The 13,685-nt window shown below is 52.1% G+C and carries 13 protein-coding genes, 1 other RNA gene and 2 pseudogenes; 5 read left to right on the forward strand and 11 right to left on the reverse strand.

Going from position 1 to position 13,685, the window contains the following annotated elements:
* Positions 1 to 28 precede the first annotated feature (28 nt).
* From CLU84_RS22485 to CLU84_RS13320, 4 genes are all read right to left on the reverse strand, one after another.
* Positions 29 to 874, reverse strand: a complete 846-nt coding sequence (locus tag CLU84_RS22485; protein WP_233210048.1) for a hypothetical protein — start codon at positions 872 to 874, stop codon at positions 29 to 31.
* Between the two features lie 8 nt (positions 875 to 882).
* Positions 883 to 1,602 (reverse strand): ABC transporter substrate-binding protein, encoded by a 720-nt coding sequence (locus CLU84_RS13310; protein WP_233210049.1) that lies wholly within the window; start codon positions 1,600 to 1,602, stop codon positions 883 to 885.
* Positions 1,603 to 1,700: 98 nt separating this feature from the next.
* Complete coding sequence (locus CLU84_RS13315; RefSeq protein WP_099737576.1) at positions 1,701 to 2,462, reverse strand: HD-GYP domain-containing protein; 762 nt, start codon at positions 2,460 to 2,462, stop codon at positions 1,701 to 1,703.
* Between the two features lie 2 nt (positions 2,463 to 2,464).
* On the reverse strand, positions 2,465 to 2,845 hold the full coding sequence (locus CLU84_RS13320; protein WP_099737577.1) for a response regulator transcription factor: 381 nt from the start codon (positions 2,843 to 2,845) through the stop codon (positions 2,465 to 2,467).
* A gap of 74 nt (positions 2,846 to 2,919) precedes the next feature.
* Between CLU84_RS13320 and CLU84_RS13325 the strand changes: the two genes are divergently transcribed.
* Complete coding sequence (locus CLU84_RS13325) at positions 2,920 to 3,546, forward strand: response regulator (RefSeq protein WP_099737578.1); 627 nt, start codon at positions 2,920 to 2,922, stop codon at positions 3,544 to 3,546.
* A gap of 2 nt (positions 3,547 to 3,548) precedes the next feature.
* A complete protein-coding gene (locus CLU84_RS13330; protein WP_099737579.1) occupies positions 3,549 to 4,289 on the forward strand; it encodes a response regulator in 741 nt (246 codons plus the stop codon).
* A 23-nt stretch (positions 4,290 to 4,312) separates the two neighbouring features.
* Here the strand turns inward: CLU84_RS13330 and CLU84_RS13335 are convergent, their stop codons facing one another.
* Positions 4,313 to 6,097: a methyl-accepting chemotaxis protein gene (locus CLU84_RS13335; RefSeq protein ID WP_233210050.1), complete on the reverse strand. Its 1,785-nt coding sequence runs from the start codon at positions 6,095 to 6,097 to the stop codon at positions 4,313 to 4,315.
* A 309-nt stretch (positions 6,098 to 6,406) separates the two neighbouring features.
* Between CLU84_RS13335 and CLU84_RS13340 the strand changes: the two are divergent.
* The 3 genes and pseudogenes from CLU84_RS13340 to CLU84_RS13350 all read left to right on the forward strand — a co-directional run.
* Positions 6,407 to 6,604 (forward strand): annotated as a pseudogene (locus tag CLU84_RS13340) (IS3 family transposase); the annotation flags it as partial.
* Positions 6,605 to 6,630: 26 nt separating this feature from the next.
* Positions 6,631 to 7,563: pseudogene (locus tag CLU84_RS13345) on the forward strand (IS5 family transposase).
* A gap of 62 nt (positions 7,564 to 7,625) precedes the next feature.
* Positions 7,626 to 8,003 (forward strand): hypothetical protein, encoded by a 378-nt coding sequence (locus CLU84_RS13350; RefSeq protein WP_099737580.1) that lies wholly within the window; start codon positions 7,626 to 7,628, stop codon positions 8,001 to 8,003.
* A 422-nt stretch (positions 8,004 to 8,425) separates the two neighbouring features.
* Here CLU84_RS13350 and CLU84_RS13355 read toward each other — a convergent pair whose 3' ends face one another.
* From CLU84_RS13355 to CLU84_RS13380, 6 genes are all read right to left on the reverse strand, one after another.
* Entirely contained in the window at positions 8,426 to 9,418 is a 993-nt protein-coding gene (locus tag CLU84_RS13355; RefSeq protein WP_099737581.1) for an inovirus-type Gp2 protein, read from the reverse strand.
* Between the two features lie 286 nt (positions 9,419 to 9,704).
* Positions 9,705 to 9,923 carry an AlpA family transcriptional regulator gene (locus CLU84_RS13360; RefSeq protein WP_099737582.1) on the reverse strand — a complete coding sequence of 73 codons (219 nt, stop codon included), beginning with the start codon at positions 9,921 to 9,923 and terminating at the stop codon, positions 9,705 to 9,707.
* Positions 9,924 to 10,195: 272 nt separating this feature from the next.
* Positions 10,196 to 10,870, reverse strand: coding sequence for a hypothetical protein (locus tag CLU84_RS13365; protein WP_099737583.1), 675 nt, complete (start codon positions 10,868 to 10,870; stop codon positions 10,196 to 10,198).
* A 333-nt stretch (positions 10,871 to 11,203) separates the two neighbouring features.
* Positions 11,204 to 12,421, reverse strand: coding sequence for an integrase arm-type DNA-binding domain-containing protein (locus CLU84_RS13370; protein WP_099737584.1), 1,218 nt, complete (start codon positions 12,419 to 12,421; stop codon positions 11,204 to 11,206).
* 205 nt (positions 12,422 to 12,626) lie between these two features.
* Positions 12,627 to 13,003: a transfer-messenger RNA gene (gene ssrA / locus CLU84_RS13375) on the reverse strand.
* A gap of 18 nt (positions 13,004 to 13,021) precedes the next feature.
* A complete protein-coding gene (locus CLU84_RS13380; RefSeq protein ID WP_099737585.1) occupies positions 13,022 to 13,681 on the reverse strand; it encodes an HAD-IA family hydrolase in 660 nt (219 codons plus the stop codon).
* Positions 13,682 to 13,685 lie beyond the last annotated feature (4 nt).

Genomic DNA, 13,685 nt, shown 5'->3' on the forward strand with positions numbered 1-13,685 from the left:
GTTGCGTAAGGTTGTTCGACAATCGTTACTAGAGGCAGGTTGGCGGAGGCGTGCCATGCGCCCAGCACGTATCCATCAACGTTTTGCAGGGGGCCATAGCTGCCCCTGTGCTCTGACGGAATGGAGAGGAACAGGGCGCGCGAGCGCAGGCTGCTGTCTGCGGGGGGGTATGCAGGCCTACCTGGGAGAGCAGGCTGCCGTCGCTCAGGGTCAACATCACACGGGTACCGGGGCCGCTCACTTCCAGCAGTTGCTGTTGGTAGGTTGCCAGCGCGTCGGGGTTGAGCTGCGCCACTAGCAAGACGCTGCGTTCAGTGTCGAGCTGTACCCGGCGTATCAGGGGGATGAAACCCAGGTGGGTGGGAGTTCTCCCAGCAGAAGCCTCTGCCACCAGCGCGCGCCCTTGTATCCACGGGCCAATCATTACCTGCTTTCCAGTGACGCCGCTGGGTGCCAGACGATTTAGATCAACAGCACCGCCTCGGTCATTGGGCGTGGAGGAGACTAGCACCTGGCCCTGCATGCTGACCAGTGCCAGACTGCGCAGAAATGGTAGGCTCTGCAAATAGTAAGTTTGCTTGGCTTCCATTGCTTCCAGTGACAGAGGATCCTGTGTCAGGCTCGCCGCCAGATTGTCCAGCGCCAGCAGGCCACTATCGAACACCTGACTGGCATGGAACTCCATCACACTGGCGAGCATTTCGAGTTGTTGGAGCTTGCGCTGCTGCGCATATCCTAGTTCTCGCCACATCAGTGCCATGGCGCTTGCGAGCACGACCAGGGTCAGTGTTAGGCCGCTGGCAAGCACCCGCCGGCTGGCTAGGCCCAGTGGGAGGCACTTCGGGCGCAAAGTCTGTAACCAGGTACGCAGCATGCCGGCACTCATTTGCGCACCACTATGTCTAGCAGGCCGTGGCGTCTTGCCGCTGTGTCCAGCCGACCGTCCTGCTGGATGCGTGCCACAAAGGTGTTCAGAACAGCTTGCCACTGGAGATCCCCGGGTTTGCTCGCATGGGCATAGGGCATTGGGTAAAAGGGTTCGGGCGGTGTCAACAGCAAGGCCCAATCGGTGCTGTCGATCAGTGTGCGGCCGTAGGGATAGTCAGTCATGAAAACATCCACGCGGCCAGCATGGAGCTCCCGCTCGCGGGTTCGCGGTAGCTCAATGCTCACCAAGCGGGCGTAGCGCAGCCGTTGCTGCATGACGGGCTCCATGAAGGTTCCTGCCTGAACACCCACCAATACGCCCGGTTGGTCTATGTCACTCCATTGCCGCACGACTCGGCTGGTACGTGTGCTGATGGCATAGATGTCGCTTTGCAGATAGGGGGTGGAAAACTGCAGTTTTTCCATGCGCTGGCGCAGCATGGCGATGCCGAACATAGCCACATCACAGCGGTCGTTCAGCAGATCCTGGACCAGAGACGGAAAGGAAGAGTCGACGAATTGCAATGTCAGGCGCAAATCGGCCGCCAGACCTCTAGCAAGGTCGATATCCAGGCCGCTCAGTTGGCCGGAGCGCGGGTCGCGCCAACTAATGCCTTGGTAGGCGGGCCAGATGCAGACCTTGAGTTTGCCACTGGCTTGAACGCGCTCGAGCACTGTGCCTGCTTGGGCCCCCAGGTTGCAACATGCGCTGGCGAGGCATAGCAACAGCCATGCGGCCCAAGTTCGGGCGGTCTGTCGAGTGCTGGAGTACATCATAGGATGGGGTGCTCGGACTCGACTAGGTCGGCAAAAGTCATGCGGCGCTCGGTGATGCGTTCACGTAGCGCGCGCAGCGCTTCATGGTTGCGTGTGAAGCAATCCACTACATCTGTATCGTAAGCTGTGGCGCGTTGCGCGATGATTATGTCCAGAGCTTCTTCGTGCGAGAGGGCTGGGCGATAGACCCGATCCATGGTCAGCGCGTCGTAACAGTCCACTACCGCGACAATGCGACCTGACAAGGGGATGTCCGTGCCGGCGAGTTGCCTGGGATAACCTGTCCCGTCCCAGCGTTCATGGTGTGTGAGCGCCACTTCTGCGGCCAGCTGAAACAGTGCGATGCGTGACTTACCCAGAATGTCTGCGCCGATACTCGGGTGGCGGTTCATGATCTCCCGCTCTTCGGGCTTGAATGCGCCCGGCTTTTTCAGTACGCTGTCGGGTATACCGATCTTGCCGACATCGTGCATGGGCGCCGCCTTACGCAACAGCTCGGCATAGGCTTTGCTCTGGCCGAGCAGCAGCGCAAGAGCCTCGGCCAAAAAGCCTATGCGAACGATGTGCACGCCCGTGTCATCATCCTTGTATTCAGCGGCCAGGGTAAGAAGGAACAAGGCTTCATGGTGGGCTCGAGCGACTTCCTGAAGAGCTTCGTTACGCTCTTGGTACATCCGGCCCAGGTCGGAGATGATCTTCTCCATCTGAACTGCCGCTGCCGGATCGAACTGCGTGGTTTCAATGATTGCCTGGTTCATGGCTAGCCGATGTCGGGAAAAATCAGGTGGTCGATGGTCTCAATCAGTTTGAGCGGGCTAAAGGGCTTGAGTAGGTAGGCATCGGCACCGGCATGCATGCCTGCCTCGATGTCTTGGCTTTGCCCGCGTGCCGTCAGCAAAACCACCTGGGGCGCGCCCAGCGCGGGGTCGCTCTTGACGCGGCGGCACAGATCGAGTCCGTTCATGGCGCCGGGCATCATCACATCCAGAAGCAATAACTGAGGGCGCAGGCGCTGCACCGCCTCCAGTCCATCTTGCGCGTTCGAAGCCTCATGAATTTCATAGTTTTCGAACTCCAGCGTCATATGGATCAGCTTGCGGATATCCGCGTGATCTTCGACGATCAGTATGCGTGTGCTCATATCGCATGGGTAGTGATGATTTGATTTACCAATTGTATCATTTTTATCTTTTTTGATAATGATAAAATTTCACAATGGAAAATAGTTTGTTGAACTCCCTGCCTGACAACTGCAGCACTCGGGATGTAGCGCGGGTGCTGGGCTTGGCCGTGCGGTCTGTGCAGCTCATGGTGGATCGTGGCGAGCTGGACGCTTGGAAAACGCCGGGTGGCCACAGGCGCATCGCACGCGCTTCGGTCGAGAGCTGGCTTGCGCGGCACCAGGATTGGAGTCAGCAGCAGGAGCAGGAGGCAGCGCCAGTGTCCTCTGCATCTATGCACGCCCGTTTAAGAGTCTTGTTGATCGAAGATTCCGCGCATTTTCAAAACCTGGTGCGAATGCTGATGGCGCACGATTTTCCTGAGGTCGAACTGTGTGTGGCTGAAGACGGTATCGTCGGTCTGGCGATGGCGGGTGAGTTGCAGCCCGATGTGCTCATCGTCGACATACTGCTGCCCGGCATCGACGGTGCTACCCTAATTGCCAGAATGCGCTCGCACCCGCAGTTTCAGCGTACTCGCGTGCTCGTTCTGACGTCACTGGACGAGACCCAGCGCAGCGCCTATGCCTTCGCGTTGACCGGTCTGCCGGTAGTGCATAAGCCACGCTTGGTGCAGGAACTGCCAGCCCTCCTGGCTGTAGCTTTAAAGCGAAAGGAGTAAGCATGTCCGACATGCCCCGCCCACGTGTTCTGCTACTGGAAGACGATGCAGGTGTGCGTCGTTTCATGGAGTTGGCGCTAGAGGATGTGGCTGTGGAACTGCTTGTCTGCTCCCGCTTGTCTGAGGCCTTGCAGGTGCTTGCTGGCTCATCGGTGGCGCTTGTCTTGCTCGATCTGTACTTGCCTGATGGCTCCGGACTGGATTTACTGGAATGGCTACAGCGGCGAGAAGCGCTCGCCGCTTGCCGCACCGTGGTGTTCAGCGGTGGCATCGATACCGCCGTGCAGAAGCAGTTGCAGGCCTTGCAGGTTTGGCGGGTGCTGCACAAGCCAGTGCCGCTAGGCCAGTTGCAGGCCTGCGTGCGCGAGGTTCTTGCTCACCAGGACAGTGATGAACTGGTCGCATGGGCCTTGCCGGCAGAGCATGGCACCGATCCTGTGGCGGAGTTCTTTGGCGGCAACCAAGGCCTGTACGAGGCCTACCGCAGCGCCTGTCTGGCGCAGTTTCCCAAGGATTTGGACGCAGGTGACCTAGCCGTGCGAGCGAGCGATGCCCGGGTCTTGCGGCGCGTGGCCCACAACCTCAAGTCGGCGCTCTCTATGTTGGGCTGGGAGCATGCCGCGCAGTTGGCGCGCAGTACCGAAGACCATGCAGAGCAGGGGATGATAGAGCCTATGCGGGCATCCTGGCAGAGGCTGCGTCAGCAGGTTCGGGCATGCATCGTGGAGCGACTGCCGGGTTGACCCGGCACTTTGCTTAAGGCTTCTTAAAAGGATTCCCAGTCAGAGTCTGACGCGCCCTTGTGAACGGGTGCTGGGCGTGTTGATTGCTGGGCCCGGGGTTGGACGGCACGCGCAACCACTGCGTTGACTGCAGGCGCCGGCCGCCGGGAGGGCGCGATGGCCGCACGTGCCGCAGCCGCCTGCGGTGCGGGCTGGGCAGCGCTGGCGTGCATGATGCCCCGGGCGCTATTTGCACTCATAGGGTTTAGGGTGCCAGAGGTAGCGCCCAGCTGGAACACTTCCACCGTATCGACGAGCTCTTGCGCTTGAACGCTCAGGCTCGAAGCGGCGGCCGCTATTTCCTCCACTAGGGCGGCGTTCTGCTGGGTTACATGGTCCATTTGGGTTACGGCTTCGCCCACCTGAGCCACCCCCAGGCTCTGCTCGGAGCTGGCAGCGCTGATTTCGCCCATGATGTTTGTGACGCGCTGGATGGCATTGACCACTTCCGTCATGGTCTTGCCGGCTTGGTCCACGAGTGCCGCGCCGCTTTCCACGCGATCGACACTGACGCCGATCAAGTCCTTGATCTCTCGCGCTGCTTGGGCGGCGCGGCCTGCAAGGCTGCGCACCTCCGTGGCAACGACTGCAAAGCCCCGGCCCTGCTCTCCTGCACGCGCCGCTTCCACTGCGGCATTGAGAGCCAAGATGTTGGTTTGAAAGGCAATCGAGTCGATAACACCAATGATGTTGGCGATCTGGGTGGAGCTGTCATGTATCTCCTTCATGATGCGCACTACATCGGCAACTACTTCGCCTCCCTGTGCGGCAACGGCCGAGGCATTCTGTGCAAACTGGTTGGCCTGCTGCGCGCTGTCTGAATTCTGTCGCACCGTAGAGTTGAGTTCCTCCATGGAGGCTGCGGTCTGCTGTAGCGCACTCGCCTGGCTTTCGGAGCGCGAGGAAAGGTCCTGGTTCCCGTGTGCAATTTGCTCGCTGGCGGTGGCCACGCTTTCCGAGCCCTCGCGCACCTTACTGACCACCTGCACCAGGCCTTGCTGCATGATTTGGAGCGCTTGAAGCAGCTGTGCGGTTTCATCCGATCCTTTCACGTGTATTGTGTTGTTCAGCTTTCCCGCTGCTACGGCATTGGCCACCTGCACCGCTTGGGCGATTGGGTTCGTGATCGAGCGGATGATCCGCAGCGCCATGAGTACGGCGATGACCAATGCGATGCTAGTACCCGTCAGGATGGCTATCTGGATGCTGCGCACGGCACCAGCAGCGCGTCTGATAGAGGCGTCCATCAGTTGGTTCTGGTATGTGATCACTCTATCGAGTGCCTGATGGTATCTGGTGCGGGCAGGAGGGATGTCCTGGAGCAGAAGGCTTCGGGCATCTTGCGTGCGACCAACCTTGATGGCATCCATGTAGCGGTCTTGCGCAGCGATGTATTTGTTGCGTGGATCCTTGAAGGCTTCCAGAGCTGCCTTGCCGCCATCCGTTGTGACCTGTGTCTCCAACTGCTTCAGCAGACCGCTGATTTGCTGACGTGTTTGCTGGATCGTAGCAGTCTCTTTAGCGATGCTGGTGTTGTCGTCTTGGTGATGCAGCATGCTGTTTAGAGCAATTTCGTTGCGGCTCAGTAGGTCCTTGATGGTGTGTAGCTCGCTGATCTTGGGGTACTGGTCATAGGCGACAGAGCGGAAGTCCTTTTGCAGATTGCTGGTTTCCCACAGTGCCACGGAGCTTTTGATGACGATCAATAGGGCCACGATACCAAAGCCTAGTGCAAGGCGTGCCCAGATTTTCATATTTTGGAAGTTCATGATGTCTTCTCGATCAAGAAGGAAAGAGATGCTGAAGTGCAGAGCAAGGTATGAGTTTTTGATAAAAATAATCAATTTGTAACTAGTATAAAAAATAAAATCATTTCTGGCAAATTATTTGCTATAAATGATTTTCCCTATTCGCGATCTCCGCCGAAGCCAGGCTAAGAATTCCAGGTGAACGAACTGCGAGCTGGTGTTGAGCACTCGCTCGCAGTTCTTCCGCTGCCGCTGCTTTTGTGGACTGCCCTAGGCAGGTAGACATCCCCGTGAGATAGCCCCTGAATCCCCGGACACGGTCCATCGCTTATCTTCGACAACAACTACCGCTGCTATGGATATCGCAGAGTGCAGGCATCCCTGCTCAAGGAGTGCAGGGGCATCTCGGAGAAGGTGGTTCGTTGGCTGATGAAGCAGGAGGGCTTGATCGTGGCCAAGCCCAAACGCCGCAGATATAACTCATACCTTGGAGAGATAGGTGCGGCTCGGCGTTGTTGCATAAATCGCAGGCTAGGGTCAGGTAGCCTCGTGCAATGAGTCAGTCCCCGCAGTCCAAACCTCGCTATCGCACCACCAACTGGAAGCAATACAACGCAGCGCTCAAAGCGCGGGGCTCACTGACCATCTGGCTGAACAGGGGCATGTCTTGGTTTGCCGCTGCCAGCGGCAAACGCGGGCGCAGCCCGCAGTTCTCGGATGCAGCGATCTAGTTCTGCCTGACCATCAAGAACCTCTTCGGATTGGCCTTGCGGCAGACCACAGGCTTTGTTCAGTCACTACTGGCGTTGTCTGGACTGCTGTGGCCAGTTCCCGACTTCAGCTCGTTGTGTCGTCGCCAACGCAGTCTGGATGTCCAGGTGGCGTACCGCTCTAGCGCAGCCGGCCTGCACCTACTGCTCGACTCCACTGGCATCAAGTTCCTGGGCGAAGGCGAGTGGAAGTGCAAAAAGCACGGGCCAGAGCGCCGCCGCCAATGGCGCAAGCTGCACATCGGCATTGATGCGCAAACGCTACAGGTACGAGCCATCTGCGTTACTTCGAACAATGTCACTGACGCCGCAGTGTTGCCGCAGTTGCTGAATCAAGTTCCTGCCGAGGAGCCGCTGCTGACAGTGACAGGCGATGGTGCTTATGACACGCAGCCCGTCCATGCGGCGGTCATGCAGCGCAATGCCACGCCCATCATTCCCCCGAGAAAGAATGCCAGGATGCGCAAGGGCGATGCCTTTGCGCACCGCAATGCGGCTATCTCCGCATGTAGGCGCTTCGGTCGCAAGCTATGGAAAAACTGGAGTGGTTACCACCGGCGCAGTCTGGTAGAGACCAAGATGAACTGCATCAAACGGCTGGGTGAACGAGTGATGTCACGCACGTTCGAGCGGCAGGTCAACGAACTGCACATTCGAGCCGCAATCCTCAATTGGTTTACTGAACTGGGCTGCCCGCAGACGGTGGCTGTGGCGTAGCCACGTCTGGGGTTGGGGAAATCTGGCCTGGGGCTGATTTATGCAACAACGCCCCGGCCATCATGAAGGCCAAGCTGAGCCTTCCTTTTGTCGAGTCTGCCATCTTCCTGTCGTTCTTCAGCCTGGCTTACCAACTGGAAGGGCTGGCAAAGACTGCGACATACCAGCACGGTCGGCCCGCTGGCATTGTTGGAGCCCTTGGGAATGGCGTCACTACGCGGTCCGCAAAGCCTGTGGATGTCACTCGGGCGCGCGCCATCGGCCGGGGCGTGATCGAAGCGGGCATTCGTCTGTCCAATAAACACCGTCAGGTCGGCGACTACAAACTCAACAAGCTGGCCGCCGAAGGCGACGGCTTTCAAGACTGGGAGGCTGGTCACGTATCTCTGGGACGTTTAAGTCCAGTGGAATACCGACAAGAACTTGGCCTAGTCGCATAAAAACCAGTCCAAGTTTTTATCCGCATCCCCGCCTTTTGACTGTCGGTGTAATAGGTTCGTGTCCGGTACTTCATCTGCAACACTCCTTTGACCTGGGTGGGTCATAGTGTGTTGCATCGACCGGTTGAATCCGCCGCCGAGACTTCCAATTCACGCGGCGAGGAAACGACCGCTCATGCGGTGAGAGCAAGGAACTAAGAGAGCTACGACCGTATCCCCTCAGGAAGCAGCCAGAACAAGCACCGAACGTCCGAACCCAATGACGGCTGGACTCCTGCCAGCGGCAGTACCGCCGGCCGAACTGAGCGATAGCAACCGCAGCAAAGCGGCTGTACAACCAAACGTACGGGACAACTCATTAGTCCAACGTCGTAGTTCCAATTCGCTGTAAGTCATTGCTCTCTCCTAAAGAACCTTATCCACTACATCACTGTATCTAAATCACGCAAGACTTTGAAAGCCTCTTTGCGACGTCTCACGCGCTCTTTTTGCCTTTCGTTGAGTTCTCCTTTACGAAATTTCTTCTTTAATCCATGAACCACTAGACGCGGAAGTGGATCAGGCTTGGTGACATAGACAGACATGGCCTTCACGCCACTTTGGAATTCTTCATCCATCTTTGTAAAAGTACCTACCGCCCTCCACTTGTACTTTTCCTGATGCTTCTTTTCATTACAGTTGAAGTACCTTCCAATGCATGGGACAACGTCTTTAACCCAGTGATGACCAAGACTCCTTGCTACATTCACATCTCGTTTGAGATTTGAGCCATTCAAAACAAAGATAGAGTGAATGTGCACCCCTCTATCATCTCCAAACTCAATCTTCATCGCATAGCCAAGAAAATTCTGCTTATAGTTCTTGCGTGCAAAAGCAAGCAGCCGACTCCAATCATCTATAACGTTCTGCTGAGACTTTAATGAATCTAAAAGTTCCTGATGATAGTAAAGATCAAGCCTTACGATCATGATCTTGCTATGAGCTATTTTTAAATCATAAATATAGTCATACAAAGACTCTGCCCTACGCTTGTGGATCTTATCTTCCTCTTGATAGGCGTTGTGAAACCCCTTAGATCCAATCCTCTTTATTAAGTTATAAAAAAGTATTCCTTCAAAGTCATCAGCGCAATTCCACTCAGCCCTAGTATCCATAAGAGCTTTGAATACAGAGAAAGATGTATAAACCTTGCAAACTATCTCCTTGAAGAATTCATCATCAGGACTAGGAAGCTCACTATCCAAGGCCTGAAGCAGAACTCTCAGCTTCCTACTGAGCCTCAGCTTCAAATTCGATTTCAAAGAAGAATAGATTCTTCTAGCCACTTCATCAGCCAACTTCATCCAAGAAGCTAGCTGCAGCTCATAAAGCAGAGCCTCCAGCTCAAGAGAACTTTTCTCAATTTCAAACTTCATACAGTACCCAGAAGCTTGACCACCTTAGGGTCAAGCTAAGATGGTGAGATCAGATCTCTTTATTCCTTCATTACACAAGCAATCATCTCGTGAAGAGAACTGCTTGTGTATATTTCATCAGTTAATTGATGTACTATTCTTTAAGTCATCTTTGTTATTAATCTTTATAACATAAGCTCCCAAAACACTTCAGGCTTTAAATCATCATAACTGATCAGAATCACCAGTCATTCACACAAGTTTTCTGCACAAAACAAAGCCAGCACGTGGCTGGCAAGTTAGGTCCTCAAGATGACTGAGCAGCACTCATCTTGGACTCAATCCACTCGTCAATCTGATCTTCAATCCAAGCAACCGAATTTGAAGTAAGTTTTACATGTTTTGGAAAACTTGGATCGTAGTACTTTGAACTTTCCCTCATCAAGTTATATAACGTTGCCCTAGACAGCTGCAATTTTTCACATAAATCATCCATGCGCAAAAGCACATAAGGTTTTTTAGCCATTTCTCTTCAAGGATTCTGACCATCAGGGATGGCAAGTCATCCAAAGAGCTCAACGCGAGACCTTCGTGACAAAACATCTGTCACGAAGTAAAAAATCCACAATGCCCATTGAAAGCTCTATTCAATCAAACGCTGTCTACTGCCAATCAGAAAGCAATACATCTTGTTCATGGTTGGTGATGAACTAGTTGACACGTAGGAAAATCAGACAGAACTTCGACAGAAAACTACTTAACTTTTTCAGAAATCAGAAGTTTTTTATTTCTCAAAATTTAAAAATGATTAAAAAATTTTTTACTAGTCGCAGAACAGAAATTCCTATCAAAGAGGAACTTCTCAGACCATATTTTTAAATTTTCAAAGTTTAATGAAGATAAAACAAACGCATTAAAACCACTTAAGACATCAACATGGCTCATAAACCTTGGCTCAAATACGCATGAAGAAAAATTCTCCTGCAAGCAAAAATTGCTTAATTCAAAATTAAAATATTTAAATCTACCGCCTTTAAATGAAAAAACCAAAGCTAACTTTGCAACAGGAATTGAGGCATCATTAATGAATAAACTTCTTGTTTGAATCTTAATGAAGGATGAAATTAAGTTCATTCCAAATCTTTTATCAAATTTTATTCTTCTAATAAACAGATCCACATCGCTTTTTAAAGCATCTAAATCAACTTCTTCAAATTTCACCACCACATCCAATGGAACGATCAAAAGCTTTTCATGAACCGCTAATCCTTCAATCAAAGATTGATAAATTTTCTTTTGTCCTTCTTCCAGTCCTTTAAAGAAATTCTTCTCATTTTTCTTGTAATTTGCATTTGATAGAAACTTCAACAACCCCTCAAAACCAACATCCAGAAGCTTTGAAAACTTAAAACATGGGTGAAATTTAATAAACGAAAACTTTTCGCATAATGAATCAACATCAATATCGCTCAAATCATCATTAAATACTCTTAAAATTTTCTCAACAAAATTAAATTCACTCCAAAAAACTCTTAACTTTAATTTATTACCATTTTTTAATAATGATTTAGAAAAAGAGTTAAAAAATAAAATAAAAACTTCAAATCTTTATATTTCAGATATTTCCCTATCAAAAGCAGCAATACCTTTCTCTCCTATCCTAACTCTTGAAGACAGTGACATGTATGATTCAAAGAGGAATTTAAGTTTCACCCTATAACTCTCGACCTCTAAATCAAACAATCTACTTTGATGACCTTCAAAGCAGTCATTTAGTTTTTGGTATATGTTTTTACTCTTCAAAATTCACACCCTCCCCCTCAAAACATCGATATAGTCAGCCCAAAGCTGCATCATTTCAGTTCTTTGCTTTAAGTATTTTGTTCTGTTATAAGCTCTGCCATTAGCATCTTTTACAGCATGAGCAAGTTGCGCCTCAATAACAAGGATATCCACTTCAAGCTGCTCATCAAGCATAGTTCTTGCTGAAGCTCTAAATCCATGCCACGTATGCTGATCTGAAGTGTAGCCAAGCGCTAAAAGAGCAGTCCTTACACTGTTTTCTGAAATAGGCCTATCTTTGCTTTTGGGTGATGGAAAGCAAAACTCACCTGTTCCGGTGTAAAGATGAAGGAATTTAAAAATTTCTAAAGCCTGCTTGGATAGTGGAACGACATGAGGATCACCATACTCTTTGCCATGTAGACCGCGCTTCATTCTTTGAGCAGGAATTGTCCAGGTCGATGCCTCGAAATTAATTTCGTCCCATCTTGCCCCGCGAAGCTCTCCAGGTCGTTGAAAGACTAAAGGTGCGAGCTTTAATGCAGATTTAACGACAACTCCACCGTGATAGTTATCTATAGCCAGAAGTAGCTTTCCAAACTCCTTTGGTTCAACTATTGCGCCAAAGTGTTTTCCTCTGTAAGGTGTTAATGCGCCTTTTAGATCAGCAGTGATATCACGCTCAATAACACCTGTAGCGGCTGCATAGCGCCAGATCTGGCTACAAAGCATCAAAGCACGGCTCGCCGTCTCAAAAGCACCTCGCTTTTCAATGACACGAATTGCATCGAGCAGCTTTGGGGCTTTTATTTCTTTTAATGCCATGCCTCCTAACCAAGGAAAAAGATCACGCTCTAACTGTCGATAGCAGCGATCCGCATGGGTTTCGCTCCACATTTTTCGTTGTTTTCCGAACCAGTCATCAGCAATAGCCTTGAACGTGGAGCCAGGCTCTACTGCCTCAGTCTTCTTTTTTGCTTGGCGTCGAGCTTCAATTGGGTCAATGCCTTCTGCCTTATCCACCTTCACTCGATCTCTGGCTAAACGGGCGGCTGACAAGCTCACCTTTGGATATGAACCAAGTGCCAAGCGACTCTCCTTCCCATCCCCGTAAGTTTTCAAAAACCAACGCTTAGACCCCTTGGGACTTACCTCCAGGTACAGACCCGCAGCATCAGTGAAACGTGTTCTTTTTTTGTCGGGCGGACAAGTAGCGTTCTTGCATTCTTTTTCGGTCAGCATCAGGAGCTCTACAGAGGGAAAACTACAAAAAACGGGGAACAACCCCCAGGAATTTGTACTTTACCCCGTTTGTTCCCCGGCTTGTTCCCCGACATACTCTTGGCAGCGGTTAGACACCGTTAGACGGCATTACATCGCAAGTCATTGATTTACCAAAAGAAAAAGGGGTTCAATGAACTTCATTGAACCCCTTTGTACAGGTGGGTGGTGGAGCTGGCGGGAATTGAACCCGCGTCCGCAAGCCTTCGCCGGACAGATCTACATGTTTAGTGCTCTGATTTAAATCTCGCCACCCAAGCCCCGCAGGCACACGCTACTTGGTTAGCCAGCTTCCTAAAATCTCGCCAGGTATCAAGAAGCCCGATACCCAGCCAGCTAATGAAAATTCCCTTACAGCCTGGAGATATTGCTACCCCCTTGCCCAGCCCACTAGCGTGCTGTTGTAAGGCTCACCGGATTAAGCGGCGAGTGCGAAACGTTCGTCGTTTGCAGTTAGTTTTTTGAATGGAGATTTACGAGCGTCACTCAAGCTCGACATGCACCGCACCGATCCCGAACCCACGTCGAAACCAGGACAGCCCCTTACTTCCTATTCTAGCCTCATCCAAGTAACTTCAACAACTCAAGGGGAGATTTGATGTGTGCATCTGCACCCCAATGTGCTGTATCGGTCTTTGCACCCAAGTATCCGTAGCAGGCGGCCACTGTTTTCATGCCTGCAGCAGCACCAGCCTGAATGTCGCGCTCGTCATCCCCGACATAAATGCAATGCTCCGGATCAATATTCATACGCCGAGCCGCCTCAAACAACGGCTCAGGATGCGGCTTGGCATGGGGTGTCGTATCTCCGCTCACCACCGCAGCGGCCTTGGAGAACAAAGGCATTTGCTGAGTCAATGGATCGGTAAAGCGCATGGACTTGTTGGTGACAATGCCCCACAGGAGTGATCCAGCTTCCAGCGTCTGAATCAGCTCAGGCACGCCATCGAAGGCGTAAGTACGCTCAGTCATGCATTGCTCGTAATTGCGAAAAAACTCTTCTCGCATTTCCGCAAAGCCTGCTGATTCAGGCGTCATGCCAAAGGCAATACCCAGCATTCCACGTGCGCCAGCGCCAGCCATATGGCGATAGGCATCCAGAGGAAGCGACGGCATTCCTCGGTCCACGCGCATTTTGTCCGCAGCCGCGCCCAAATCAGGGGCACTGTCGATCAATGTGCCATCCAGATCGAACAGCACTGCTTTTACATGCTTCCACATACTC

Source organism: Comamonas sp. 26 (genome assembly GCF_002754475.1).
Taxonomy (GTDB): Bacteria; Pseudomonadota; Gammaproteobacteria; order Burkholderiales; family Burkholderiaceae_C; genus Comamonas.

Coding starts and splice junctions, on each gene's coding strand:
- CLU84_RS13355 (WP_099737581.1), bottom strand. CDS start 9,418: ATGAAGTTTGAAATTGAGAAAAGTTCTCTTGAGCTGGAGGCTCTGCTT.
- CLU84_RS22485 (WP_233210048.1), bottom strand. CDS start 874: ATGCTGCGTACCTGGTTACAGACTTTGCGCCCGAAGTGCCTCCCACTG.
- CLU84_RS13320 (WP_099737577.1), bottom strand. CDS start 2,845: ATGAGCACACGCATACTGATCGTCGAAGATCACGCGGATATCCGCAAG.
- CLU84_RS13370 (WP_099737584.1), bottom strand. CDS start 12,421: ATGCTGACCGAAAAAGAATGCAAGAACGCTACTTGTCCGCCCGACAAA.
- CLU84_RS13350 (WP_099737580.1), top strand. CDS start 7,626: ATGAAGGCCAAGCTGAGCCTTCCTTTTGTCGAGTCTGCCATCTTCCTG.
- CLU84_RS13315 (WP_099737576.1), bottom strand. CDS start 2,462: ATGAACCAGGCAATCATTGAAACCACGCAGTTCGATCCGGCAGCGGCA.
- CLU84_RS13325 (WP_099737578.1), top strand. CDS start 2,920: ATGGAAAATAGTTTGTTGAACTCCCTGCCTGACAACTGCAGCACTCGG.
- CLU84_RS13380 (WP_099737585.1), bottom strand. CDS start 13,681: ATGTGGAAGCATGTAAAAGCAGTGCTGTTCGATCTGGATGGCACATTG.
- CLU84_RS13335 (WP_233210050.1), bottom strand. CDS start 6,097: ATGAACTTCCAAAATATGAAAATCTGGGCACGCCTTGCACTAGGCTTT.
- CLU84_RS13330 (WP_099737579.1), top strand. CDS start 3,549: ATGTCCGACATGCCCCGCCCACGTGTTCTGCTACTGGAAGACGATGCA.
- CLU84_RS13360 (WP_099737582.1), bottom strand. CDS start 9,923: ATGGCTAAAAAACCTTATGTGCTTTTGCGCATGGATGATTTATGTGAA.